We start from the raw sequence: 25137 nt of genomic DNA, 5'->3' as shown, positions 1-25137 counted from the left end.
TCACAAAAAGAAAAACCACCCTAATATTTACTATATGTTTTACTTAAATGACACTCCAATTCACCTATATCTCCACCTTGTTGTACATAGGATTTCAATCTTTCTGCTAGACGTTCTCCGGCTCGACTATCTAGCTTCTTCGTATCAATAAACGATCTAATCCTTACCTTATCTGGAGTAATATCTCTACGAAACATTTGTCCTGGAATTTCACTCCAAAAACGATTCCATTCATCCAGTAATCCTATTTGATCAAATAAAAAACCTTGAATTCCACATAACCAAGCTGTACAAGCAGTATTTCTTTTTCGACATCCAACTCCATCTTGTAAATGTTGGCATGAAAAACAACAAGAATTTCCACTTTTTATACAAACTTCACAAACGTAATGAGCTCCTAATGAGCGAAATGTTTCAATCCCATGTTGGATGATATCTTCTTTCTTAACCTCAATACTCAACCTATCCCTCCTTAGCCATCATTTCACTTTCTGCTCCATCTAGCTCTTCTAACATTGAAATCGTATCGATTAAATGGTTGTTAAAAATCTTCCGTGCAACCACCAATAAATCCACAATAATAGGGTCTCGTAAAGAATATAAAACTCTTTTTCCATCTTTTCTACCAACAACAATGTTTTTTGAACGTAGTACACTTAATTGCTGAGAAACAGCTGAACCTTCCTTATTTAGAATATCTTGAATTTCGTTTACGCTTTTTTCACCTTCTGACAATAATTCTAAGATACCTATTCGCAAAGGGTGTGCTAAGGCTTTAAAGAAATCTGCTTTAAATTGTTGCATTTCGTTTCCCATTGAAATCCCTCCGTTACTTTTCCTCAATTTTCAAAAGTACCATATACATCTTCAAATGTTTGAATATGTATATGGTACTTTTAAAACCTCGAATTTTCAATACAAATTTTACAATATTAAATAAGCATCAAATAGAGATACTATTCAAATTCAGGTTCAAAATTTATTATCCAAAATAAAAGCACCTAACATATTAGGGATATATAATACGTTAGGCGCTTGATATTTAAAATTTCTCGATTTAGGTCTTGATAATATTGGATGAGTATATAACCAAAACGCTAGATGACTAATATGAATAAACTTATTTGTAAAATTAATTCATTAGAATATTTTAAGAGCAAGTTTTGAAAAAAACTATTCAAAACTTGCTCCTTCTTTTCTCAGATCCAACTATTTTGATACTAAAACCAACAGTAGTGAATTAGAATAATGACTTAATACTTGCTAAAACTGTAAGTACACCTACAATAATAACAAATACGTTGCTCATTTTCCCTTTGTATTTAGCTAGTACTGGCACTTTTTGAATCGCATACATCGGTAATAGACATAAGATAGCAGCAACTAAAGGACCGCTTAGAGAATCAATAAGTCCAAGAATACTTGGATTTGTATAAGCAACAAACCAGCATGATAATACAACGAAAGTAAGGATTACTGTCTTAATTGTTTTTTCTTCAATATCTTTTCCACGTGATTTACCGAACTTAATAATCATGTCACGCATTACTTCAAATGCTCCGATATAATGGCCAAGGAAAGACTTTGTAATAGCCACAAAAGCAATAATTGGAGCTGCAATAGTGATTACAGGCGAATTAAGCTCATTAGCAAGATATGAAAGAATTGATAAGTTTTGTTCTTTTGCCATTTTTATATCATCTGGAGTCAAGCTCAATGCACTACTCCAAACGAAGAACATAACAACAGCGAATGTCATGATATAACAAACCTTTTGTATTTGCGCACATTTAGCATCAGTGGCTTCGATTCCATACGTAGCTCTCTGTTTCACAACAAATGATGAAATCATAGGTGAATGATTAAATGAGAATACGATGATTGGTAGAATCATCAATATCGTTCCAAAATAGCCTGTTCCTGTTGAAGCAGTTGAAACAGCTGAAAAACTAAGCATTGACGTATTCCACTGTGGAATTAAAGATATTGCGATAAAAAGTAAAGAAACTATGAAAGGATACACTAACATACTCATTACCTTTACAGTAATATCTTGACCAAAATTTAGTATAGCGATAAGGCCAAGAACTAATACAAGTGATAAAATAGCCCTTGGAGGTTCTGGCATGTGCAATTGATGCACGATAAAACTACTTGCAGTATTTGTAAGCGCAACCGAATACATTAGTACGATTGTATAAATTGAACCGAAATATACGATGTTAAAAATGATACTCGCTTTATTTCCGAAATACTCTCTAATTGTACCTGTGATCCCCTCATCAGCAGAATTAGAAGCGTATATCATTTTAGCAAGCGCCCTATGTGAGTAATACATAACTGGATATGCAAGTAATGTAATTAGTAGTAAAGATAATAAACCACCTGAACCTGCATTAATCGGTAAAAAGAGCACCCCTGCTCCAATTGCAGTTCCAAATAGACTGAGTGCCCATGTAGTATCCTGCTTATGCCACTTTTTCGGATCTGCATATTGCTCATTTTTTCGTGCGGTATTTTCAGCTTGAACTTCTATTTTCTTTGCAGTATTCCCGTTCATATAATAACTCCCCCTTGTATCTATTCCTACATCTCTCTTTACGCCTAACAAATATTCCCTTTTCGGAAAATGAATTCCTTACAAGTTGCCCCACTTTGTATGTCCTTCATCATAATGAATCCAAATTGAAACATTCGCTAGTTAGCGTCCTAATATAATTGTTAGCGTTCACAAAAAAGTTTACTCGTAATATCCGCTCTTTATATAAAGACCTCTTAAGAGAACAATATAGAATAGACTTCATAAATACGTTGCAACATTTCTAATAACAGTGTATTACTTTAATGGTTTCTCTTTTTTACTTTTAACAGTAATTTTAGCTAAACCGGCCTCTCTTCATTTGCGAGGCATTTCTTTCTCAATTCTATACATTACCTTCATAACTTCGGTAGCACTGATGATATTGCTTACACAAGCCACTGAAGCACATTACATACATTTCGCCTCTAATCACACACCTTTCTTACTAGTAATCGCATTTTTTATATTTTCTCCAGAGATAATAAAATTTCTCTCGACGCCCTCATTATAACGTGTATATTTATAAAATTAATATTTTTATATTTTCAGAAATATTAAAGTGGAATAATTTTATATGGATAATATTTTACAGTTAGCATGTAGCCATTGTTTTTATCGCTTAAAGCTGAATTAGTTAGTAAAAAAATACAATAATACATTGTTTTTCTAGGTTACTCATTATAAAGATACTTATATCCCCTTTATCAAAAAATTTCATTTTAAACATAAAAGATATTCTAATAAATAATTAATGTAGGTAAAAAGAAAAAATTCCAAAATAAAAAAACCAAATTTTAGGATATATATTATTGATATTGAATTCATATACATTTTAAAAAGATACACTGAGTAAAAAAACAAAAAAGCTGCCCCATATGGACAGCTCATTTACATAATTATCGTTATCAGGAATATCTCTATGTTTGTAATGAATCGTTTTTACATCATTTCCTTTTATGCGAAAAGTAATTATGTCCTCTCCATAAGGCGGATTGTGTGCATCCTCAAAAGTTTAAATTTTAAAATCCCTCATTAACTAGCTCTTTTATCGAGTTTAATTTTGAAGAAAGCTCGATAAACCATTCTTCATCCCCTGTTAATAATGCAAGATCTATAAGATAAAGGATTTGTTCCTTATTTATTACCTTTGATTCAGGAAGTTTGTTAACGTGTTTACTAAAGAGTAAAATCGCTTCATTTATTGTGTACTTGCCGTCACGTTTCACAATACTAACTGTAACTATATCCTCCACATCATCAAGTGACACAATATAACCAACTATTAACTCACCTTCATTTGATATTCCACGAACCCAATCTCCTACTTTTAAAACATGATTATTATTTGACATCATACCGTTTCACCTTCCTATAAATATTTTTTGTGACGATAAAAAAGATATAAAAACAATTATACTGTAATATTTTTCATTACATTTAAGTGTTAAGAACTCACGGCTATATAATAATTAAGCCGCTTAACGCTCTTGATTGATAAGGTCAACAACTTCTTTCATTGTATAATTCTTTAAGTATTCACCTAGATGCTCTTCAGCACCTAAGAAAATAGCGAAAAGAACTTTTCGCATGTTCGAACCTACAACACACTGATTGTTTGATTCTGGACACTTCGGCTGCAAAGCACCTTCAGAGGTTATCTGATAAATATGCCAAAGATTAATTTCATCTAAATCGCGAGCGAAAATAAAACCGCCACCAGTCCCCTCTTTCGATTGTATAAACTTATGTTTTTTTAACAAACTTAGTACTTTGCGAATGCGTACTGGATGTACACCTGCACTTTCTGAAATAGCATTACTTGTTGACATCCGATCTGGCTGTAAAGCTAAATAAGTTAAACTGTGTATGGCCAAGGTAAAGTCGCTGTTCATGATTTTCCTCCTACGATTCAAAATATTGTTTTTCATATATTAATATACTATAGCCATAAATATTACAGATAGGTTAGAACGTTAAAACATATAGAATACTTCTTGCCATAAAAAATTAATTCTCTTATATTCTATCCGGGCCCACCTATATCTGATAACTTCATTTAGCTTTTTAAGTTGAAAATAAAATTAAACACTCCACTGTTTCTTCACTTGTTCTTCTGCCAGTTGTTTAATTTTTGTCCAAATCGTATCTTTACTCACAATAACATTTGTTTGATAATTTCTATCATTATAATTAACTGTAACACATACTTCAATCATCTTCTGCTTCCTCCTTTCAAGAAAATTTTCCATAAGAAATATTATTTATTAATTAGCCAACTTTTGTAATTCAATGTTTAAAAATGTTCGGACGCTACGTGGTAAAAATTTACGAATTTCTTCTTCGTTAAAACCAATTTGCAATCTTTTTTCGTCCAGCATAATCGGGCGACGTAACATTAGTGGATGCTCAATTATTAATGTATAAAATTCATTTAGCGAGAGCTCATCAATATTTATATTTAAGTCCTGAAAAGTTTTGGATCTAGTTGAAATAATTTCAGTAGCCCCTTCTTCAGTTAAACGAAGAATCGATTTAAGCTCATCAACTGTCATAGAATTTGATACGATGTTTTTTTCAATATAATCAATTTGATGCTCTTCAAGCCATGCTTTCGCTTTTCGGCATGAGGCACAGCTTGCTGTTGTATATAGAATTACCATATTTAACTCACTCCTTTAATGTTATGAAACGTACATTTTAAACATCGGTTATTGAAATGTATTAAAAAAATTACAGTTTAGAATCAAATACAAGCAATATTATTTATTCGAGAATATTTAATTTATCTACATTTTACAGACGATAACAACTCACTTCTAAAAACTATACTGTAATTTTAAACTTTACAGTTCTATAAATCAAATGTTAAGTCTTGGATTCATTCTATTAACGTATAATAGGAGCAGTTGAGACAATACTTGCCTCAACCGATTTTTATATCTCTTTATAATTTTTTGCAGTAATGACTGTTTCAAACTCAAAGGTTTCGGGTAGATGATCTGCATAAGAATATTCAAAAGTTCGTCCATCCGTTAAATAAGCTACTTGTTCAACTCGCATTAGGAAATCCTGATTTGTTAAGTTCATAAACTGCTTTTCCCTATCATCTGGGCGAATTCCTTTAACCCTGACAACAGATGTCCCTACTTCAAGACCAAGTTTATTTTGAATATGTGAGTATATCGACTCCTCTAAAACAGAAGCCCCAACACCTGGGATAACCGAAATTGGCATCCATGTATGCTCCATAATCGTCGGAATGCTGTGAATGATGCGGAGGCGAATGATTTTATAGACGAAATCACCGATTGAAACTCCCAATTTCTCAGCAACTACTTCATCAGCCCCAACAATCGCAAACTCGATAATTTTACTTTCTACCTCACTGCCGTATACAGCTTTCGTACCCGTTAAAGTTTGAATCATTCGTGCCTTTTCCTGTTGACGCCAATCTTGCACCACTGTTCCGCTTCCGCGCCGGCGGATGATGTAGCCATCTCTAACTAATAGATCCAGCGCTTTCTTAATAGTAAGGGCTGAAACACCAAATTCTTCAGCAAGGACGGGGCTACTCGGAATTTTTTCGTTGATTTTATATTCACCGTCTAAAATTTGCTGTTTAATCTTTTGATAAATGCCGAGGTATTTTACTTGTGTTGATCCGCTTGCCATTTTCATACCTCCTTTATACTGCAAACTCTCTTCTATTCATTCAAATGTAAAGCCTCAAGTTTGTAAACTGAAGGTGATGGGGCAGCAAATCCATTTTCTAAGATTTCAATATTCGTTACCGCTTCTTCGTCTTTCACAAGTTTTGGTGCACCATTTATAATTGTTTCATACGCGGAATCATAGAAACGACCGTAATCACCAAGCGGCGTTTTAATTTGTTTTTCAATCCAGTCACCATTTGCATTACGATATTTAGCAACTCCATAGTACATCGGTGAATCTTCACCAAACCCTGCACTCTCAGGCATAATCCCCGCTTTCAAATCATTTTCCTGCTGATCTTCACCATATTTAATAAATGATCCATTTGTTCCATGAACGATAAAGCGTGGATAATCTTTTGCTACGACATGGTTCGTTTTCAGCTTAATCTTCAACTGATTTCCGTAATGTAAACCAACATCGAAATAATTATCAACCGCACCTTCCATTTCATTATTACGAATATCGTATGTCACCGTATCTGGACGGCCGAATAGTGAAATCATACGGTCCATCGTATGAATACCTAAACTGTAAAATGAACCTTCTTCTTTTGGAGCTTCATGAGTGATTGAACCAGGACGGAAATAATCAATATGTGATTCAATCTCAATAATATCACCAAGGAATCCTTGTTCAACTACTTGCTTCACAGCTAAAAAATCACCATCAAAACGGCGGTTTTGATAAGGCATAACTACTACACCTTTTTCTCGTCCTAAAGCTAATAATTCTTTCGCATGTTCCACTGTATCGCAAAATGGTTTTTCAACGATAACTGACTTTCCAGCAAGTATAACTTTTTTCGCTAATTCGTAATGCGTATGTGCTGGCGTACAGACCGTCACCACTTGAATTTCTTTGTCATTCAACAATTCATCCAAATCAGTAGTGAAGTAAACACCTTTTTCCTTATATGGAGCCGCTAATTTTTCATTTATTTGACGTACAAAAATCGTTTTTATTTTTATATTATTACGTGTGTTTACATAAGGTAAGTGATAGCGGTTAGCTGACTTTCCAAATCCAATAAAGCCCATTGTTAATGTCATATTTTTCAACTTCCTTGCTCATAAATTTTCGTTTCTATATTTATTATATAATTTAATTATTAAAAGTATATAGTTTTAACTTTATAATTATATATCAAATAAAAAATCCACAATAAAATTCATTCTCACTATAAGTTATGGACCTATAAAGTGAAACTTTAATCAGTGGGGCGGTTTATCCCCTACTGATTATTTACCCGTAAATACCGGGATAAAAAGGAGCGTAATGAACATGGCATATACTACTATATCTATGGAAATTTTCGGATCACCTGAACAAGTATGGCAATTAATCGGAGGTTTCAACTCCCTTCCAGACTGGTTACCTTATATACCTAGTAGTAAATTAACTGAAGGCGGTCGTGTACGTCATCTAGCTAATCCAGATGGTGATACAATTATAGAACGCTTAGAAGTATTCAATGATAAGGAACGCTACTACACGTATTCAATCATGAATGCACCGTTCCCGGTCACTAATTATTTATCTACAATCCGGGTGAAAAAAGGTACTGAAAGTAACACATCATTAGTAGAGTGGTCTGGTACGTTCACTCCTGTTGAGGTTAGTGATGAAGAGGCAATTAATCTGTTTCATGGTATTTACAGCGATGGACTGAAAGCATTACAGCAAGCATTTCTAGATTAATTCATGTAATTGATTGAGACGAAAAAGTTAATTAACAGTCAAACATTCGACTTTGTGGTTAAGTTCATTATGAAAGATAAACAAATACAAATTTCATGCCTGCTTGTTATTGACAAGAAATAAAAAATACTACCTCCAAATGGAAGGTAGTATTTTTTTATTAATCAGGAAAAACAATTAATCCCTCTTCTTTTTCCTCCTGTTTTAAATCTTCTTCTGGGAAGGTTACAGTTGAATTTTTATCACCTGTTCTTTTTGTTTCTTCACCTGGAAATACGAAAGTTGAATTTTCTTTTCCTTCATTTTTTTCTACGTTATCTGGAAATACCATAGGATCATTGGTAGTCAAATCACTATGAAATCCAAGGTTAGACAAAATCGCTTTTAAATCTGGTAAAACCCCTATTTTATCAGATGATGGGTTATTAGACTTTGTGCCTGTATTAGGATTACTTAAAATTGCTCTCAATTCTTTTGGTGTATATGCCTTACCTAAATGTTCTTTAGCAATCCCTTGAATCGATACAGCAGCCCCAGCAATTATAGGCGAAGCGCTAGAAGTACCACGGAAATTAGAAGTATAACGATTAATTATGTTCTGATCTGTAACTTTTTGTCCTTTACTATTTTGATTTTGATATGTATCTAATGTATCAACATACTCTCCCCAACCATATACATCAATTCTACTACCATAGTTAGAGAAAGCTAAACGTTTATGAGGAACTCTTGCAGTAGATGCTCCAACTATAATAGCTCCTGAATCTTTAAAGTCTGGACTATTTCGATTTAAAATCTGCTTACCATTACGGTCTTTAAATTCATCTAAATCAATCCCACCATTACCAGCTGCTTCTACAATAATAATGCCTTTATCTGTACCTTTGCGAATTGCGTTAAATATACTCGGGTATACTTCTACTGGTAAAGGGTCATCTCCATATCCATCATATTTAAAGGATTCTTCTATTAATAAAACATCTCCAGCCTGTAAAGAATCTACGGCACTTAAAATAGCATCTCTTACATCGATTCTCCCATTATCTCGGATCACTGAAATTACTTTTGCCTTTGCTTTTGGTGCAATCCCAATGTTCCCAATCCCATTGTCAGCTGCAGAAACAACACCTAGAACTGAAGTACCGTGAGAAAGATCATTACTCATTTTTCCAGACATAAATTCAATATTTTGACCGACTAAATCTTCATGATTTAATAACCAACCTTCTTCCAAATCTACAAAAGTTGCTCCCTGGCCATTTCCTCCTTTAATTCCCCAAGCATAAGGAGCATTAATTCCTAAAGGTGCCTCTTCAAGATATCCCTGTCTTGAAAATCTAGGTTCATCATAAGGATTGACTGATAATACAGGCAATCTCGAGCCAGTTGTTGTGTTTATACTCTTATTAGAACGAACTTGTATTTTACTAGAATCGTCATTAGCAGCATATACTGTATTTGTTACAAATGTCGTACCTGCCCCAGCAAAAGTTGTAATTGCAAGTGATGATATCAACATACCTTTAAAATTTTTCATTTTTCCACCTCTAGTTTTCTATTAGAAATAACATATTTCATAATGTGTATGAACCGAAAATCATTTTATCTTATTATAAAAATTAATAGATTTTTATAACTTTTTGATTTACATAAAAACTCCCTTCATTCTTGTAATTCAATGTGTAGATTTCAAAATAACAAACTTACTGTAACTATTATAGTTACACCTTTATTGATTTTCAACTACGAAATATAAATTTTTAAAAATAAATTTATATTACTTTAAAACAGAACTCGCCTTTTAAGCACATAAAGTGAAACTTTAATCAGTGGGGTTTTTGTTCATCCCCCACTGATTATTAGCCCTCACCAATGGGGCGTTTACGGACAGTTAATGCGGGATAAAAACGCAAAATATCTGTCCAAATTACAGCAATCAATAAGTTTATGGACTACGAAAGAAATACGAAAAAGCAAAGCACTAAGTGCTTTGCTCCTTATAAAATCCCTTTTAACTTTTCACCAATTAACTTCGCTACATACTCATAACCTTCTGGCCCAAAGTGTAATCCATCTTTTTCATCTTTTTCATCATTTTCTACAAATCTTTTATAATCCCGTTCTTGAATCATTTCAGCGAATACGTTTAGAAAATAACTTCCTGTTTCCCTCGCCACTTTCTCCACCACGTCTGCATACTGACTAAGCACTCTATTTGTTCTATTATGCTGTCTTTCTTCATCAACTGGTGCAGGACTAATCAGTAGCACTTTATCTGATGAAACTTGATTCACAATCTTCTCTAAGTTTTCTTTATATGCTTGTAATGACACTTGAGAAAAAGAAACCGCATCATTCGTACCAAGAAAAACTGTTACGAAATCTGGTTTATATGATATTACATCTTCTTCAATCCTATTTAACGCATCGAACGTATTATCACCTGGAACACCTGCATTCACTACTATCCAATTCGGAAACATCTCTTGCAAACGTGGTGTTAATCTCGGCATTCCATCAAAAAATGTTTCATCAGCTGTAATACTATCTCCAAAACATACTAACTTTTTCATTAAGCTACTCTCCTTTTACGTATGAAACAACTTTCCTTCTATTGCTTTTATATATCTGTCAGCAGAACGTTCAACTGCCTCATTTGCATTTTCTTTTACTACTCGATGAAAAGCGTTGTATAAACGATTAAACTGTAACGGCTTCACTCGATTCACCATTTCTTCCACTTTTCTCGCTGGTAGTGGAATTAAGTTTGGATAGCTGTACATAAAGCTTACCCACCGCTCATCTGCTACAACTTGAATAATATCACCTGTTAACAAAATTCCTTTTCCGTCATTACCTTCTTCCCAATGTAAGACAGATCCACCTTTAAAATGTCCCCCTAAACGATGAATGACTAATCCATCAGCTAATTGTAAAGACTCACCAGACCAATAAATAATACGACTACTCGGACGCATCACCCACTCTTTATCATCTTCATGTATATAAATTGGTACATCAAATGTCTCTGCCCATTCTACTTGCGTTGAATAATAATGAGGATGAGACAATGCAATCGCATCTAATCCGCCAAGCTCTTTTATTTTCGTAATTGTCGTTTCATCTAAATACGTAATACAGTCCCACAGTAAACGATATGACTCTATTTTCACTACAAATGCCGTTTGACCGATCGCAAATCCTGGTTTTGTCGTAATACTATAAAGTCCATTTTCCTCTTTAATTATTTCATTTTTATATGTATCATCTGTTTGCAAATTTTCTAAAGTCGTCCAAGACTGCCCTTTCGGATTCACATACTGCCTTTCTTCATCACAAATATGACAACTCACTGGTTCTTCTACACTCGCTGCGTACTGCACGCCACACGTTGTACAAACGAAATTTTTCATCATAATTTCCCCTATCCCTATATTTTTATTAAGCTGACTTTTGTTGATAATGATCTGCTTTTTTATTTTCAATTATTAAACTTATAAAAGTAAGTAAATAGACAACTGTAACCGATAATGGAATTACAGTAAATCCTTTTTCTGCAAAAAGAATCCCGCAAACTGACGTTACAAATACAGTCCCTACTGATAATAAACCATAACTTTTACTTTCATAAATCCATACGTACGGAATAAAATGAACACCTATTAACATCGCTACTACAAAAGGTAACCATTCTGGAAATTGAAAATAGGCAAGTAATACAAGTGGAATATTCAATACATTTATTCCACCAATTAAGCCTGCCAAAACCCCTAACGGATTTCCTTTCGCAAACATATCAATCTTTAATATAGCAGCTATCATTAAGCCAAAAGGAAACACACAGCCCATACCGATTAAATATACCCACACCACTTGTTTTTCAGAAAGAACAAATCCCGTTATACTCATAACTATCCAAAATAAAACGCCGGCTAATATAATCGGTAGGCCTCTCTTCGTTTTTATTGCTAAATCCTTTTTCGCTTCTGCAACATTCATCTCACCATCTCCCCTAAAAATATTTGTACTATAAAGTCACCTCAACCTCACCCATCCAATAACGCCAAGCTTCTAAATAATCTTCTAAATCTTTCGGGTGGTGCCGTAAACATGTATCTATACGCAAATATAATCCTATGACTATTTCTTCATATAAATCACGGTCATTTTTATGAAATACACATTGTTTCATCGCATAACCAATCGTTTCTTTTGTTAAATCTTCCGGAGTTGAACAGAACGCATAAATTAAATCATATATAGGATCTCCTAACACTGGTAAAGGATCAATTACACCGTGCAGTTTATTCTCTTGAAATATAAAATTATGAAATCCAAGATCACCATGCAATAAAAACGGCTGATTTATTCCAGCGTCCCTATTCGCTAACTTAAGAACCGTTCTATACTCTTCTTCACTTATGTAACGCCTTACATTTTCATGAGCTTCTATCACATTTGTTGTTAAAAATCCACTCCAAGATTGAACCGGATTTTCTTTCCATCCCCAGCCATCAACCTCTGTAGCTACTTCATACTCATTGATAACTTCTTTTACAAGTTTACAAAGAACACTCCGTTTATAGCCTAGTTTGCAAGAAGTTGTGCCCTCAAGGAATGAGTAAACAATATAGCGATTTAAAGGTTCCTTATATAAAAGCTTTGGAAATAATTCGTCCTTTTTATAAAACTGAAGAAAATAAGCTTCTTCACGTATGACATCGGATTCATTCAACTTTACAACGTATTGTTCATCTAACAAATATATAGTACTTGCCGTTCCCCCGTTTAATGCTTTTACGCTATTTGGATAATGTGAAATAACTTTTTCCTTAACTAGTTGTGCAGTGATTATTGAAATGTCCATTCTCTCACCCTTTAATTCGGAAGATTCCCTCAATTCAAAAGACAACTTTACTATTATTTGACAAACGCAAGGGAAATCCTCCCAACCATCCTAATATAACAAACAACAATTTTATTTTATTACAATGGCTTTCTTCAATATCCCATTTATGATAACGTGATTTTATCACTCTAAATGCTCTTCATATACTCTAATAATTTCTATTGCAGGGTCTATGTCTTGTAATTTATGAGCCAAACTTTCTACACCAAACACTTCTGTAAACGTATGACTGCCTACAATTAAATTAATTCCTTTAAATTTCGCATGTTGCACTGTATATAATGTTTTTTCACCTGTTATGTACGTGTCACATCCTTTTTCTAATGCACGTTCAATCAAATTTGTATTGTTTCCTGCACCGGTTAAGATTGCAATCCGTTTTACTGGTTTATCGTGATTTCTCCAGCTCTTCACTTTCTCTTCCATTTTTTCTTCAAGTTTTCCAACTAAGTTTGAAAAAGGAATCGCTTCTTTATATTCTCCTATTCCCGGTAGTTCTTCTTCCTCATACGTGGAATATTCCAGTATTGTATCTATCCCAATTCCGTTAAATAACGATGTACACGTGCCAAACTTTACAAAATCTAACGGCAAATGAACCCAAAAATGATTCATTTCATATTGCTTCAATTTCTCAATACAAGCCTCTTCCATACCAAATAAAAAACTCCACGGCGCATGATGTGTAACTATCATATCGACTCCATTTCTATACGCTTCTTCAATAGTTTCTAACGTTAAATTTGTTGTGTAACCGATTTTGTGAAATTCATCTTTACTTATATGAGTAAAACCATATTCATCATCGCCGTATTTATGAAGATGCTCTCCAAATAGTGATGTTATATGTTCGTTAAACTGCTTTATATTCATTTTATTTCTCCTTTCATTTACTTTTATATTTCAAAAATAAGGAAATACTAAATAAAAACGTTACATACATATAGGAGGACACCATGAAACCTGAATTTTTAAAAGCTATACATGATGCCATTGGAAATGTTGAACACATTCATATAGAGGAAAACGGTGCTGACAGCTTACTTATCCATCATGATGATGCACAGCAATTACAACAAGTCGCTAAAACGCTAGAAAATAACAATTTTCGCTCTGCTTTAAGAACAACTGGAAATGCTTCGTATATTGAAGTATTGAACAGATAGTGAAAGTCCGGATGTATGCCGGGCTTTCTTTTTTTATATTGAAACTTCAAACTCTTTCACATACACCGCTGTTCCAGCGATATCTATTTGTAACTTTTCGTTTTCTATCCCTTTCGTTACATAAACGGTTACACGACCATCTTTATTTATTTCCTGTCCTTGCTCAACGATTAAATCCAATTCATGTTCAAAATCTTTCTCTAAATACTCCGCATAATACGCTCCCATTACACCTGAAGCTGTTCCTGTCACTGGATCTTCAATCGTTCCTGCATAAGCTGACGAGAAATGACGGCCATGCATTTGTGCTAGTTCATCATAAGTTTCTAGACAAATTGGGTGAATAGAAGCATTAGGTATTTCTCTTAATACTGACGGAAATGCAGCATTATTAGGTTTCATTCTCTCACACGCATCTAGATTTTTAATCGGCACAATTACAGTCCAGTTTCCTGTACTTCCATATACTATCGGTAAACTTACATCTAAATCATTTACTTCTAAACCAATACTATGAGCTAATTCTTCTTTTGAACCTGCAAAATCTTTAAACTGAGGTGCTGTCTGCCTCATTTTAATAAAGGTTTCTCCATTTTCATTTAAACCTATTTGTATTGGTAAAATCCCTGCCTTCGTTTCAATAGTAAGGTTACTTTTCTTTTCTAATAAACCTTTTTCACGCAAGGCACATATCGTCCCTACTGTCCCATGACCACATAAATCCATTTCAAAACCAGGTGTAAAATAGCGCATTCTTATATCTCCTACTTCTGAGGAAAGAACAAAAGTTGTTTCGTTATATCCAATTTTTTCAGCAATAATTTGCATTTCCTCTTCCGTTAATCCATCTGCTTCTAATACAATACCTGCTGGATTTCCCTTATTTGGTTTATTCGTAAATGCATCGTAATGAAATACGTTTATAGTCTTCATCTTCTTTTCTCCTAATCTACTTTAAAAATTTTATAATAAAGCTCTGTCTCCGTTTTCATCGAACAATTATTTCTCCAAAATATCCTCTGCATCTTTTCATTTGAAGTATGCGTGCTTCCGATGTAATAAGTAGCCCCCATTTCCTTTAACATATGTAAAGATTGAAGATGCATATGAGAAGCAACTCCTTTCCCGCGATAATAAGGCATTACTCCCAAGTAAAATAATCGTCCTTCACTTTCTGTTCCAGTTTCTATATGCGGTATGGACATACCAATTGGCTCAGTTTTATCATAAAAAACAATACATGACTTTCCCCAACCCTTACCTAACTCTGTTTGCACGGAATAAAAATGTTCATCGATAGTTAAAATTGAAGTTTGATTCCCTGAACCCGACATACATTGTTCCCAAATATATTTAAATTCTTTTTCCGATAACGTTCCTTCTGCTATTGATCGATATGTATATTGTCTTTCAAGCCCTTCTATATTGTTCAATTCTCTACATACTTCTATCTTTGCGGCATGTAAAGAAAAACCGGCATCAAGTAACACTTTTGCGTTTGAGTTATAACTACTAAACCTCTTGTTTAATACAATACTCGCTCTTTTTAACTCCCAATTAAAACAAACCTCTTCAAATCTACTTATCTTTTCTTTATATGTTTGTACGTTATACAAAACATCTTCTTCTATTTCTTCAATTGTCACTGCATTTGGTAAGCCATTTAATACTTTTTTAGAAGGACCAAACAGATTCTGAATGATTGCAAGATCGTATATCACCACTTTAATTCCCCCATACCAGGCTCAATAAACTTCCCTGAAACATCCTCATTTGAATCTATTACCCAATCATATATATTCTTTGCTCCTTCAGCCGGATTCATATTCGTATCAAAAGCACCAATGTCAGTCTTTAATTTCCCAGGGTGAATTGCCGTTACACGAATTCCTTTATTCTCAAACTCTTGTTGTAAGCAGAGTGTTAACATATTTTGTGCTGCTTTAGCAATTCGATATGAATATGAGAACTGGCCTTGCGGAAACTCTTTGTTCGCCATTTTATGTAATGACCCTAATCGAGAGGACACATTTACTATTCTCGGATGATCCGATTTAGCTAACGCCATATATGTACCTTTTACAGCCCGAATTACACCTAAGCAATGAATATTAAATAAATCCGTTAACTCTTCTGAATTTGTATGTAAAATCTCAGTCTCCTTCCCAGTAATGCCAGCGTTATTTATAACTAGATCAACATGCTCTGTATATTCCTCAAGCTGCTTCTCAATTTGCTCCGTACTCTCATCAACCGATAAGTCTGCCAATATAGGAAAACATCTACAACTATACATTTGCTTCAATTGCGTTACCGCAACCTCAGTTCTAACTAACGGATAAACGATATGCCCCTTTTCATGAAATACTTTTACTAACTGTAACCCTAATCCCCGATTTCCACCTGTAATAACCACTCTCATATACTCATCTCCTTATTTTTAAAATAAATAAGAAAATCCATCCACTTACCATTCTCTAATGAAAATGCCTCTCTCTTGCATTCAAATGAAAAGCCTGCGCTTTCCGCAAGACGCACTGATGGCTCATTATCAACATGTATATGTAATTCGATTCTATGAAAATCAAGGCAACTAAAAAATAACGGTAGCGCAGCTTTCACACTTTCAACACCATATCCATTTCTCCAATATTGATTATGTATGGAGTATCCCATCATCGCCCATTGATAGTCCATACGTAAAATTTTAATCAGCTCTAGCTTACCAATATTAGCTCCGTCTTCTTTACGAAAAATACCTAATACATACATCTCATCTCGATGTGCTGCTTCATCAAACCCTCTAATCCATTCCGTGAACCATTCTTTTGTTCGTGATGCCATAACTTGATAGCCATCGTCATATTTATACTGCGATGGCAGTCTCTTATTAAATCCATCTAACCAACTTTCGTAATCATCTTTTTGGAACGGACGGATCATAAGTTTCTCTGTCTCTACTTGTAATAGCGGCAGCTTCATTTACATCTCTTCCTCCAGTAATTGATTGAATATTCTTTGTCATCTTACACGAAATACAAAATCTAGTAACAAACCTTATGCCCATCAACTTAAGAAATTAGTAGTTCCCCAATACGAAAAAAATAAGTCGAATTCTATAATTAACTGTATAAGGGGAAATTTTTCATTTTGAGGTAATTCCAAACCCTTGGCTTGATAACGATGTGACGGTCGCCCTCCTTAGGAGAATTACTTGAATTCACTAATGAAGAAATTGTACCAAAACGTCATTTTAAATAATCAAGTCAGATTATCTATTTCTAACTTGATTATTTAAAATATAAACCTTTGCCCACTGGCTGAACAGTTTCAAGCACAGTGTCAACCATTTCTTCATTAATCAAGGTTCTTATAATCCAAGCTGAGAGGTCTTGAGCAGCAAAACAACCTGCGGCAGTCGAGATATTCCCTTCATTTACGAAGCTTTGTTCAATAACGTCTACATCAAATTCTTTAAGTTGTTCTACTACAGATGGATATGTAGTTGCTTTTTTGCCAGTTAACAATTTTTTAGCTCCTAGTAGTAGTGAACCAGAGCACATAGAGCCTATTAATTGTCTTTGAAGATCTACATGAATGCTATTAAGATATTCTTGATTTTGATATAAACCTTGGACCCCCTTGCCACTTGCAAATATTACTGCGTCAGCGGAAGGTATATCAGATATGCTTCCTGTCATGGGGATACGTAAGCCAGACATGGATATATGCGTTTTTTCCGTTCCTAATAGCTGGACATTCCAATCAGAAATACCGCCAACTAAACGTACACGATTTAATAAATCCCATGGTAAAAAAACATCTATATCAGTAAAGTTATCGAAACAGACTATCGCAATTTTCATTCTCTAGCCTCCTAATTATTGAAATATTAAAAACATTTTAATTATAACAATTTCAAGTGGAGGTAGCGAGGTTTAAATTGCCTAATAGCCGAATATCGTTCGAGCGTTACCAAGCTAAAAAATTGCATCAAAAAAACAAAAACGTTTATACTCTCCACTAACAGAAACATTAACAAAAACCCAGTCATGCTTTATACATAACTGGGTTCTCCATCGTTTCATAATTTTCTATTTCACAAGAACTGCATCTCGTAATTCCCTCTTTAACACTTTTCCTAAAGCGTTTTTCGGTAACTCATCTATGAATACTACTTCTGGTATTTTATAGCTTGCTAATTTCTCTTTACAATACTGAGTAATACTTTCTTCTGTTAATGTTGTTTCGCCATCCTTCACAATGTAAGCTCTTGGAACCTCTCCCCAAAAGTCATCTGGAACTCCAACTACTGCAACTTCTAAAACACCATGTATTTCATGAATAACATCTTCTACTTGATCTGGATATACGTTGTCACCACCGCGTATAATAACGTCTTTATATCTTCCCATAATATGCAGGAATCCATCATCATCTATCATGCCAGCATCACCCATGTTAAACCAGTTATCTTTTACTACCTTCTTTGTCGCCTTTTCATTATTCCAATATCCTTTAAACATGTATGGACTTTTCACATGAATCTCTCCAACTTCATTTGTTGTTAGTTCATGTCCTGTTTCCGGATGAACAATTTTCACCTCTACATTTTTCAAGGTCTTTCCTACAGAAGACATCTTTTCTTTTCCCATCATTGGATGCCATGAGGTTACAACCCAACCTTCTGTACTACCATAGCCTTGCACCATATATATGCCTTTTTCCATATATTTTTGAATGAGTGTTTCTGGCACTTTTGTACCACCGCTTTGTGCTACTTTAAAGGTTGAAATGTTACGTTCTTTTTTATTTAGTTCATCAAGCATGTAACTATAAACGGCTGGGAAAGCAAGCATCGTAGTAATTTTCTCTTCTTCAATCTTATCCCAAATAAGAGCAGGATTCGAATCAGCTAAGAAGATCATCGTAACGCCATGATAAATACAATTTAAAATAGAAAGCACGCCACTCATATGAAACAATGGATGCACAGATAAAAAGCGTTCACCTGCTGGGATTTCTCTTTGTCCCGCAATTTCAGCAAAATAATGATGTAAGTTTTTATGTCCAATTACACATGCTTTTGCCTGTCCAGTCGTTCCTGATGTAAACAAGTAAATGGCATCGTCTTCTTCATGAACTTCTACGTTCGGTTCTGTCGTTGGCTGTTTTTGCAACTCTAATTCAAATGAACCAAAGTCTTCTTTTGTTGTTTGAATTACATAAGGAATTTCTTTAACAGCATCAACCTTTAATAACACTTCATTAAATTCTTCATCAATAACTAACACTTTTAATTTCGCTTCTTTTACAATCGTTTCTAATTCATAAACAGTCAGCTGATGATTTAGCGGAATAAATACCGCTCCAATTTTTAAACTTGCCATCATAACGCTTGGAAATGGGTGATTATTTTTGCATAGTATTCCTATACGATCTCCTCTTTGCACACCATTATGTAACAAATAATGTGCAAACTGATTTACTCGTTCATTATATTGCTGAAACGAATATCTTTTCTTCCCCCCTACAAGCGCTTCCAAATTTGGTGATTGCATTGCTCTCTTTTGTAATAATTGTCGCATCGTTCTCAAGTAAAACTCCCCTTTATGTATGTTAGGTTTTTTATTTTACCAGATTAACTATTAATTTACTAAAGATTACACTTAGTGAATATAAGAAGAATATAAAATATCCATTTACTTTACAAGTAAATGGATATTTCCCATTATATATTAGAATACTTCTTGTTCATCACATATTGCACATACTCAGGTGCACTTTTATCAATCTCTTCATCGCTTAGTTTATATTCTGCACCATATAAATAAAAGGAAGGTATAAATTCCATACCTGTGTATAAGCATGTAGCTTGGAATGGTTTCGTCAACTCATCCATTGTAATTCCACTATTTTCATAGTCTTTTTCTAATCCACCTATAGAAATAGCTACACCAAATTCTTTCCCTTTCACTTTATCTCCTTTAGATCCGTACGCAAATCCATATGTTAATACATCATCGAACCATTTTTTTAATAATGGTGGTGAGCTGTACCAGTAAAGCGGAAATTGAAATATATATCTGTCATGTTCTACTAATAACTTTTGCTCTTCTTCAATATTAAACTCCCAATTCGGTGCCACTTTATACAATTCATGCACCGTAATTTCATCCGAATATTTCTCAAGTTCTTCAATCCATCTTTTATTAATTTTTGATTTTTCAATATCAGGATGTGCTACAATTACAAGTGTTTTCATCTTTTTTCATCCCCTTTATAAATTATTCAACCCTTTACGTATTAGTATGAATGAGTCACATATAATTGAAAAGTACGTACTTTAAAGTGCTATAGGAACCTTAAAGTACCTGTGGAGGTGTTATATGAATCAAAATGATAATTGCCCAATTGCAACAACACTCGATGTAATCGGTGGAAAATGGAAAGTTCATATTTTATGTATTTTGTCAGATGGAAAAATGCGAACAAATGAAATTAAACGAGAAATCCCAAACATTACACAAAAGGTTCTTACACAACAACTTCGGCAACTTGAAGCTGATGGGATTATCTATCGTACCGTATATCAAGAAGTTCCACCAAAGGTTGAGTACACACTAAGTGAATACGGAAAATCTTTAATGCAAATAATGGATAATCTGTTTGAATGGGGAAAAGATCATCAGATTAAAAGATTACATGACTAAAAAAGCACTATATACTTTGTTTAATCCTCTACGTTCATATTTTTTATTTCTATAAAGTTTATTTTCATCATTTTTTAGCTAACTTGTTTTCTTAGATTGATGGACGTGACCCCACATCCATCAATCTAAAAAGATACAATTAGAAAAATGAGATTTCTATAAAGTTTCGCATATAAACACTACTTCCGCCTCATTAAACGCTTGCTCTACTTTTTCTAATCTCAATTGTACGTAAGCTATAAAGAAGCACCCCTAAACCGAGAATTTTTTCATTATTAGACGCATTAGAACCTAAGGTAATAGTAGGTACATTTAAACCCATAAACCTTTCACTCCATTCTATAGGCATATAAAAAGATACTCCTTAAAAATAAAAAACGCTATTCTCTCTTTAAAATCATAGAAAAGAATAGCGCTTTTTATTTTGAAATAGAAATCATCATTTAAACTAAACATGCTAATATTGATTTTGTGCGATTGTCAGTTACTTCATAATAAATTTCTAATCCTTTCCGAGTACCTGTAACCATTTTAGCAGCTTTTAGTTTAGATAAATGTTGACTAATTGTACTTTGAGGCATTTGTAAATCCCCATACATTGTTGTTACATTAGTAGGACCTTTTGCAAGCATTATTTTTACTAAAGATAGACGAACTGGATGCGCCAATACCTTTAACACCTCAGCGATTTCTTGAAACATTTCTTTTTTTTCTTTCATCTTATTTCTCCCCTTTTATATACATATTTATGTTATCCATATATATAATTCGGAGGTATATGCGTTTTTGTGTCCGTCATTTTAAAAAAATATAAAAAAACTTTAATCCGAAACTAAAGGATTAGCTTAACATAATGTCTCCCCATTAATGATGAATAGGAATCTCATTATAGAAGCAGCAGTTTTATACTACAACTCTACATTCAACTAACTAAAACCAATGAAAAAAAGAGCAGATAGTCTGCTCTTTTATGATGCCTCCTTATGTTCCGTGGAATGTTTAACACTCCCCAGTCTCTTTAGTTTATTCCACCCTACCGCTACTCCTCGAAGCGATGAGAATATAGATTTAATGACAACATAAGTCATAAATTGACGATAAATAAAACGTTGTAAAATTAACCATACTAATGGTTTCGGATTTTCTTCCTCTAATTTAAATGCGAACAGAGAAGCGAGAAGATCCATTAAAAAGAATACAAAATAAAATCCTAAAACTTTTAGCGGATTACTACTAAATAGTCCTATAATCATTAATATATCTGCAAAAGGAGCAATGAATTGCAAAACATATTGAAATAACCACATATTAGGAAGTGCAATAAATCCTAATGTTTTATGTTTTGAATTACACAACGCTTTTCGATGTTTCCAAAGACATTGAAGTGTACCATATGACCAACGATATCGCTGTTTAATGAGACTTTTCACATCCTCAGGTGATTCCGTAAAAGCATGCGCTTTTTCTTCATATACAATTCTATGCCCTTGACGTAAAAATGTAATAGTAAGATCGGTATCTTCTGCTAATGTATCTTCGCTTAAATATCCAGATTCAACTACATTCTTCTTGCGCCACGCCCCAATAGCTCCTGGAACGACTGTAATACAATTTAACTCATCAAAAGCTCTACGTTCTAAATTAAACCCTGTAATATACTCAACATGTTGCCAAGTAGTTAACAAATTCCGTCTATTCCCCACTTTGACATTACCTGAAACTGCAGCTACATTCTGATCTTCAAAGTGTCTAACCATTAAAGAAATAGCGTCTTGCGCAATAATAGTATCCGCATCTAAAGTGACAATGATTTCTCCTCGCGATTGTTGAAACCCTAGGTTCATTGCCGATGATTTCCCGCCGTTTTCTTTCTGAATGAAACGAACTTTAGGGTGTTTATAAAATGTTTCTTTCATTACTTTTGACGTACCATCTGTCGATCCGTCATCCACAACAATAACTTCAAATTCTCTATAATTACTATCCAAAATTGAGTGAATCGTCTTGGCTATCACCTTTTCTTCATTATATGCCGCTATGACAACACTAACAAAAGGTTGATAAGACGAATTAATATAGCGAGATAACGTCTGTCTTTTCTGCTTCCATGCAAAATAAATTAAGAATAAAAATCGAAAAATCCCTAATCCAATAGCAATATAAAAAATAGTTGTTAATATATGCTTAAAATATCCAGCTCCTGAAAAGACAGCTTTATTGTAAAGTAAATATTGCTTCCCCTCAGAAGAAACAGGAGGCATAATTTCATCTCGTTCTTTATTCATTAAATCTGAAATTGTTACAAAACTATATCCATGCTTTTTTAGGTCTTTAATAATGATTGGGAGCGCCTCTACTGTATGTGTACGATTCCCTCCCGCATCATGGAGAAGAATAATATTTCCCTCTCCCTTATAAATGGGATTAAGAGCACGCTTTACTAATTCATTTGTTGATGGTGTTGCCCAGTCTTCGGGATCAACCTTTTCCGCTACCATTGTATAGTTCATATTTTGTGCACGTAAAATAGGCAATATTTCATTTGATGAATCCGGGTTAGCATCCGCTTCATATGGCGGTCTAAATAAAACCGTAGAATGTCCAGTTACTTCCTGAATTAAACGTTGCGTCGTATTAAGTTCTACTTTCGTTCGTAGTAAAGACGTATCAGCTATGTTAGGATGCTTGAAAGTATGATTGCCAATTTCATGCCCTTCATCGTATATTTTTTTTACAATACTAGTATTTAGTTGTGCGTTTTCACCAAGTACAAAAAAAGCAGCTTTTATTTGATTCTCTTTTAATATATCTAAAATTTCTGGCGTATATTTCGGGTCTGGTCCATCATCAAATGTTAATACTACTTGTTTCCCATTTGGTTTTCCATATCGTTGCACTTCATATGCAGATGGTAAGGATTGATATACTTCATCTGTAAGGTAACCATCTTTGCCTACTTTAAAATCTCTCAATCCATTTTTTCTTTCATTCTCAATCTGTAAAATTTCACCTTGTCCAGAATAATTTACTTCATCTAAACTATTGATTTTATGTAATACATTAGGATTTTTTTGTGCCTCAATCGGATTTTTTAAAACTTTCCATATTGTAGGGTCTTCTGCTCCTAGTCTCCATAACGCAAATCCCTTTGCATTATTGTCCATTGCGATTTTCACTTGATTATAAAGAGTTACACCGTCTAAGAACCAAGCAGTATGTTCTTTCCCTTCTGTTTTATACCTAAAATAAGGGTTTCCACTCATTTTATCCCATTGAATTTTCATATTTGAATCATGAGCCATTGCCATAATTTCTGAGAAAGTTAAAGACTTCGCAGCTTCTTTACTATTTACTTGCCAATCATATCCATAGTTACCGAAAGCAACTATAAGCTTATTAGACGGAATATTCAGTTCTTTCAATGTATGTTGGAACCATTTATTTGAAGCAATTGGTCCTGGTTCCCCGGCTCCATAGTGCTCATCGTACATCATTACAATCATTCGATCTATTATTTTTGCTAACGCACTATAATCAAAAGCCTTATCATTAGCTGGAACATCTTGTGTAACGAGCAAATCATGTTCATGAAATTTCGTAGTAAGTTCTTTCATAAAATTTGTTAAGTTTTCTCTATCACTTTCAGGTACGGCCTCAAAGTCAATATTGATTCCTGAAAAATGATTCTTTTTAACTTGGCTTACTAAATCATTAATAAACTTTGTCTTTACATCATTTGAGGAATTCAGTAACTTATGAATTAGCCCACTATCAGGACCAGAAGCTTCCTCAGTATAGTTAGTAAGCAAAGGCATAATCTTCACTTGATTCTTTTCTGCCAACTTTACTATCTCAGGTTTTATCTCACTTCTAATCGTTAAATCTGCTTTTAAATGATACCACTCTGGTACTAACGTAGTTAATGAATCGATATTTTCTTTTAGAGAAGCGGTACTATTTTCATCCCAGTTTACATAAAAACCATACACTTCTTTAGGATGTTTACTATCCTTCGGCGGATTCACCAAATTTTTATTATCCTTCGTTTCGGTATTTAGGTTAAATTCTTCCTTCTTTAACTGCTGATCACTAAGTTTTTGATTAATTGGTACAAGTTTAGTATCTTGTTGTACAGCGGTATTCATATTTGGAATTTCTGGTGTTGAAAAAATACTTTGAAAGAAAAAATAAAATACAACACCTACACTAACTATTGAGATACATAGAAACCAAATAAAGGCTATGTTTCTCCTTCCTTTCGGATCATAAAAAACAGGTTTTTCTTTATCTTTCTCTTGTTGAATGTTTTTCTCCATTATATTTTTCACATACTCCTTCTTAATAGAACTATAG

General features: G+C 33.8%; 28 protein-coding genes and 1 pseudogene. 3 read left to right on the top strand and 26 right to left on the bottom strand.

The window, feature by feature from the left end:
• Positions 1-20 precede the first annotated feature (20 nt).
• From BM089_RS17250 to BM089_RS17200, 10 genes and pseudogenes are all read right to left on the bottom strand, one after another.
• Positions 21-461 carry a hypothetical protein gene (locus BM089_RS17250; RefSeq protein ID WP_000021461.1) on the bottom strand — a complete coding sequence of 147 codons (441 nt, stop codon included), beginning with the start codon at positions 459-461 and terminating at the stop codon, positions 21-23.
• Position 462: 1 nt separating this feature from the next.
• A complete protein-coding gene (locus BM089_RS17245) occupies positions 463-816 on the bottom strand; it encodes an ArsR/SmtB family transcription factor (protein WP_000526189.1) in 354 nt (117 codons plus the stop codon).
• A 424-nt stretch (positions 817-1240) separates the two neighbouring features.
• Positions 1241-2560, bottom strand: a complete 1320-nt coding sequence (locus BM089_RS17240) for an aromatic amino acid transport family protein (protein ID WP_001014190.1) — start codon at positions 2558-2560, stop codon at positions 1241-1243.
• A gap of 853 nt (positions 2561-3413) precedes the next feature.
• Positions 3414-3602, bottom strand: a pseudogene (locus BM089_RS17235) (DUF3888 domain-containing protein); the annotation flags it as partial.
• Positions 3601-3936 (bottom strand): IDEAL domain-containing protein, encoded by a 336-nt coding sequence (locus BM089_RS17230; RefSeq protein WP_000987461.1) that lies wholly within the window; start codon positions 3934-3936, stop codon positions 3601-3603. The pseudogene BM089_RS17235 and the gene BM089_RS17230, both read right to left, overlap by 2 nt.
• 123 nt (positions 3937-4059) lie before the next feature.
• Positions 4060-4473 carry an Rrf2-family transcriptional regulator SaiR gene (gene saiR / locus BM089_RS17225; RefSeq protein WP_001083465.1) on the bottom strand — a complete coding sequence of 138 codons (414 nt, stop codon included), beginning with the start codon at positions 4471-4473 and terminating at the stop codon, positions 4060-4062.
• 189 nt (positions 4474-4662) lie between these two features.
• The gene (locus BM089_RS17220) at positions 4663-4797 is read right to left on the bottom strand and encodes a BA3454 family stress response protein (protein WP_000573532.1); all 135 of its coding nucleotides are present in this window, start codon (positions 4795-4797) and stop codon (positions 4663-4665) included.
• A gap of 48 nt (positions 4798-4845) precedes the next feature.
• Positions 4846-5241: a transcriptional regulator SpxA gene (spxA, locus tag BM089_RS17215; protein WP_000236189.1), complete on the bottom strand. Its 396-nt coding sequence runs from the start codon at positions 5239-5241 to the stop codon at positions 4846-4848.
• Positions 5242-5515: 274 nt separating this feature from the next.
• The gene (locus BM089_RS17205; protein WP_086403312.1) at positions 5516-6253 is read right to left on the bottom strand and encodes a GntR family transcriptional regulator; all 738 of its coding nucleotides are present in this window, start codon (positions 6251-6253) and stop codon (positions 5516-5518) included.
• 32 nt (positions 6254-6285) lie between these two features.
• Positions 6286-7347 (bottom strand): oxidoreductase, encoded by a 1062-nt coding sequence (locus BM089_RS17200; protein WP_000176645.1) that lies wholly within the window; start codon positions 7345-7347, stop codon positions 6286-6288.
• 232 nt (positions 7348-7579) lie between these two features.
• On the opposite strand from BM089_RS17200, the gene BM089_RS17195 reads away from it, so the two are divergent.
• On the top strand, positions 7580-7996 hold the full coding sequence (locus BM089_RS17195) for an SRPBCC family protein (protein WP_000332041.1): 417 nt from the start codon (positions 7580-7582) through the stop codon (positions 7994-7996).
• 160 nt (positions 7997-8156) lie between these two features.
• Here the strand turns inward: BM089_RS17195 and BM089_RS17190 are convergent, their stop codons facing one another.
• The 6 genes from BM089_RS17190 to BM089_RS17165 form a co-directional block, all read right to left on the bottom strand.
• Complete coding sequence (locus tag BM089_RS17190; RefSeq protein WP_075718385.1) at positions 8157-9533, bottom strand: S8 family peptidase; 1377 nt, start codon at positions 9531-9533, stop codon at positions 8157-8159.
• A gap of 460 nt (positions 9534-9993) precedes the next feature.
• Positions 9994-10569: an SGNH/GDSL hydrolase family protein gene (locus BM089_RS17185; RefSeq protein ID WP_090977520.1), complete on the bottom strand. Its 576-nt coding sequence runs from the start codon at positions 10567-10569 to the stop codon at positions 9994-9996.
• Positions 10570-10584: 15 nt separating this feature from the next.
• Complete coding sequence (locus tag BM089_RS17180) at positions 10585-11412, bottom strand: MBL fold metallo-hydrolase (RefSeq protein WP_090977518.1); 828 nt, start codon at positions 11410-11412, stop codon at positions 10585-10587.
• Between the two features lie 25 nt (positions 11413-11437).
• Positions 11438-11995 (bottom strand): DUF7010 family protein, encoded by a 558-nt coding sequence (locus BM089_RS17175; RefSeq protein WP_023522581.1) that lies wholly within the window; start codon positions 11993-11995, stop codon positions 11438-11440.
• 28 nt (positions 11996-12023) lie between these two features.
• Positions 12024-12863, bottom strand: a complete 840-nt coding sequence (locus BM089_RS17170; protein WP_090977516.1) for a phosphotransferase — start codon at positions 12861-12863, stop codon at positions 12024-12026.
• A 165-nt stretch (positions 12864-13028) separates the two neighbouring features.
• The gene (locus tag BM089_RS17165; protein ID WP_001022440.1) at positions 13029-13778 is read right to left on the bottom strand and encodes a Nif3-like dinuclear metal center hexameric protein; all 750 of its coding nucleotides are present in this window, start codon (positions 13776-13778) and stop codon (positions 13029-13031) included.
• Between the two features lie 83 nt (positions 13779-13861).
• Between BM089_RS17165 and BM089_RS17160 the strand changes: the two genes are divergently transcribed.
• Positions 13862-14071 (top strand): hypothetical protein, encoded by a 210-nt coding sequence (locus BM089_RS17160; RefSeq protein ID WP_075719109.1) that lies wholly within the window; start codon positions 13862-13864, stop codon positions 14069-14071.
• Between the two features lie 33 nt (positions 14072-14104).
• Here BM089_RS17160 and BM089_RS17155 read toward each other — a convergent pair whose 3' ends face one another.
• From BM089_RS17155 to BM089_RS17125, 7 genes are all read right to left on the bottom strand, one after another.
• On the bottom strand, positions 14105-15004 hold the full coding sequence (locus BM089_RS17155; RefSeq protein WP_090977515.1) for a PhzF family phenazine biosynthesis isomerase: 900 nt from the start codon (positions 15002-15004) through the stop codon (positions 14105-14107).
• A gap of 11 nt (positions 15005-15015) precedes the next feature.
• Entirely contained in the window at positions 15016-15792 is a 777-nt protein-coding gene (locus tag BM089_RS17150) for a GNAT family N-acetyltransferase (RefSeq protein WP_139213287.1), read from the bottom strand.
• On the bottom strand, positions 15789-16493 hold the full coding sequence (locus BM089_RS17145) for an SDR family NAD(P)-dependent oxidoreductase (protein WP_090977511.1): 705 nt from the start codon (positions 16491-16493) through the stop codon (positions 15789-15791). The genes BM089_RS17150 and BM089_RS17145 overlap by 4 nt, the downstream gene beginning before the upstream one ends.
• Positions 16490-17053, bottom strand: a complete 564-nt coding sequence (locus BM089_RS17140) for a GNAT family N-acetyltransferase (protein ID WP_090977510.1) — start codon at positions 17051-17053, stop codon at positions 16490-16492. Before BM089_RS17140 ends, BM089_RS17145 begins: the two co-directional genes overlap by 4 nt.
• Before the next feature lie 308 nt (positions 17054-17361).
• On the bottom strand, positions 17362-17937 hold the full coding sequence (locus BM089_RS17135) for a DJ-1/PfpI family protein (protein ID WP_053563915.1): 576 nt from the start codon (positions 17935-17937) through the stop codon (positions 17362-17364).
• Between the two features lie 228 nt (positions 17938-18165).
• The gene (locus BM089_RS17130; protein WP_080017696.1) at positions 18166-19659 is read right to left on the bottom strand and encodes a class I adenylate-forming enzyme family protein; all 1494 of its coding nucleotides are present in this window, start codon (positions 19657-19659) and stop codon (positions 18166-18168) included.
• 143 nt (positions 19660-19802) lie between these two features.
• Positions 19803-20336, bottom strand: coding sequence for an NAD(P)H-dependent oxidoreductase (locus BM089_RS17125; RefSeq protein ID WP_000855231.1), 534 nt, complete (start codon positions 20334-20336; stop codon positions 19803-19805).
• Positions 20337-20460: 124 nt separating this feature from the next.
• On the opposite strand from BM089_RS17125, the gene BM089_RS17120 reads away from it, so the two are divergent.
• The gene (locus tag BM089_RS17120; protein ID WP_001072981.1) at positions 20461-20784 is read left to right on the top strand and encodes a winged helix-turn-helix transcriptional regulator; all 324 of its coding nucleotides are present in this window, start codon (positions 20461-20463) and stop codon (positions 20782-20784) included.
• Between the two features lie 193 nt (positions 20785-20977).
• Here BM089_RS17120 and BM089_RS31120 read toward each other — a convergent pair whose 3' ends face one another.
• From BM089_RS31120 to BM089_RS17105, 3 genes are all read right to left on the bottom strand, one after another.
• Positions 20978-21133 carry a hypothetical protein gene (locus tag BM089_RS31120; RefSeq protein ID WP_001121202.1) on the bottom strand — a complete coding sequence of 52 codons (156 nt, stop codon included), beginning with the start codon at positions 21131-21133 and terminating at the stop codon, positions 20978-20980.
• Positions 21134-21227: 94 nt separating this feature from the next.
• Entirely contained in the window at positions 21228-21503 is a 276-nt protein-coding gene (locus BM089_RS17110) for an ArsR/SmtB family transcription factor (protein WP_000660066.1), read from the bottom strand.
• Positions 21504-21752: 249 nt separating this feature from the next.
• Entirely contained in the window at positions 21753-25100 is a 3348-nt protein-coding gene (locus BM089_RS17105) for a trifunctional glycoside hydrolase family 18/polysaccharide deacetylase/glycosyltransferase family 2 protein (protein ID WP_090977508.1), read from the bottom strand.
• Positions 25101-25137 lie beyond the last annotated feature (37 nt).

The organism is Bacillus sp. 5mfcol3.1, assembly GCF_900114335.1.
Taxonomy (GTDB): domain Bacteria; phylum Bacillota; class Bacilli; order Bacillales; family Bacillaceae_G; genus Bacillus_A; species Bacillus_A thuringiensis_S.
Note: the sequence above shows the minus strand (reverse complement) of the source record. Positions and strands in the feature narration are given on the sequence as shown.

Excerpts from the sequence above, each read along its gene's own strand:
- BM089_RS17190 (WP_075718385.1), bottom strand. The coding sequence starts at position 9,533 with ATGAAAAATTTTAAAGGTATGTTGATATCATCACTTGCAATTACAACT.
- BM089_RS17160 (WP_075719109.1), top strand. The coding sequence starts at position 13,862 with ATGAAACCTGAATTTTTAAAAGCTATACATGATGCCATTGGAAATGTT.
- BM089_RS17125 (WP_000855231.1), bottom strand. The coding sequence starts at position 20,336 with ATGAAAACACTTGTAATTGTAGCACATCCTGATATTGAAAAATCAAAA.
- BM089_RS17200 (WP_000176645.1), bottom strand. The coding sequence starts at position 7,347 with ATGACATTAACAATGGGCTTTATTGGATTTGGAAAGTCAGCTAACCGC.
- BM089_RS17245 (WP_000526189.1), bottom strand. The coding sequence starts at position 816 with ATGGGAAACGAAATGCAACAATTTAAAGCAGATTTCTTTAAAGCCTTA.
- BM089_RS17120 (WP_001072981.1), top strand. The coding sequence starts at position 20,461 with ATGAATCAAAATGATAATTGCCCAATTGCAACAACACTCGATGTAATC.
- BM089_RS17140 (WP_090977510.1), bottom strand. The coding sequence starts at position 17,053 with ATGAAGCTGCCGCTATTACAAGTAGAGACAGAGAAACTTATGATCCGT.
- BM089_RS31120 (WP_001121202.1), bottom strand. The coding sequence starts at position 21,133 with ATGCCTATAGAATGGAGTGAAAGGTTTATGGGTTTAAATGTACCTACT.
- BM089_RS17240 (WP_001014190.1), bottom strand. The coding sequence starts at position 2,560 with ATGAACGGGAATACTGCAAAGAAAATAGAAGTTCAAGCTGAAAATACC.
- BM089_RS17105 (WP_090977508.1), bottom strand. The coding sequence starts at position 25,100 with ATGGAGAAAAACATTCAACAAGAGAAAGATAAAGAAAAACCTGTTTTT.
- BM089_RS17130 (WP_080017696.1), bottom strand. The coding sequence starts at position 19,659 with ATGCGACAATTATTACAAAAGAGAGCAATGCAATCACCAAATTTGGAA.
- BM089_RS17165 (WP_001022440.1), bottom strand. The coding sequence starts at position 13,778 with ATGAATATAAAGCAGTTTAACGAACATATAACATCACTATTTGGAGAG.
- BM089_RS17195 (WP_000332041.1), top strand. The coding sequence starts at position 7,580 with ATGGCATATACTACTATATCTATGGAAATTTTCGGATCACCTGAACAA.
- BM089_RS17175 (WP_023522581.1), bottom strand. The coding sequence starts at position 11,995 with ATGAATGTTGCAGAAGCGAAAAAGGATTTAGCAATAAAAACGAAGAGA.
- BM089_RS17205 (WP_086403312.1), bottom strand. The coding sequence starts at position 6,253 with ATGGCAAGCGGATCAACACAAGTAAAATACCTCGGCATTTATCAAAAG.
- BM089_RS17170 (WP_090977516.1), bottom strand. The coding sequence starts at position 12,863 with ATGGACATTTCAATAATCACTGCACAACTAGTTAAGGAAAAAGTTATT.
- BM089_RS17185 (WP_090977520.1), bottom strand. The coding sequence starts at position 10,569 with ATGAAAAAGTTAGTATGTTTTGGAGATAGTATTACAGCTGATGAAACA.
- BM089_RS17110 (WP_000660066.1), bottom strand. The coding sequence starts at position 21,503 with ATGAAAGAAAAAAAAGAAATGTTTCAAGAAATCGCTGAGGTGTTAAAG.
- BM089_RS17230 (WP_000987461.1), bottom strand. The coding sequence starts at position 3,936 with ATGATGTCAAATAATAATCATGTTTTAAAAGTAGGAGATTGGGTTCGT.
- BM089_RS17155 (WP_090977515.1), bottom strand. The coding sequence starts at position 15,004 with ATGAAGACTATAAACGTATTTCATTACGATGCATTTACGAATAAACCA.
- BM089_RS17135 (WP_053563915.1), bottom strand. The coding sequence starts at position 17,937 with ATGAAAATTGCGATAGTCTGTTTCGATAACTTTACTGATATAGATGTT.
- BM089_RS17220 (WP_000573532.1), bottom strand. The coding sequence starts at position 4,797 with ATGATTGAAGTATGTGTTACAGTTAATTATAATGATAGAAATTATCAA.
- BM089_RS17145 (WP_090977511.1), bottom strand. The coding sequence starts at position 16,493 with ATGAGAGTGGTTATTACAGGTGGAAATCGGGGATTAGGGTTACAGTTA.
- spxA (WP_000236189.1), bottom strand. The coding sequence starts at position 5,241 with ATGGTAATTCTATATACAACAGCAAGCTGTGCCTCATGCCGAAAAGCG.
- BM089_RS17180 (WP_090977518.1), bottom strand. The coding sequence starts at position 11,412 with ATGATGAAAAATTTCGTTTGTACAACGTGTGGCGTGCAGTACGCAGCG.
- saiR (WP_001083465.1), bottom strand. The coding sequence starts at position 4,473 with ATGAACAGCGACTTTACCTTGGCCATACACAGTTTAACTTATTTAGCT.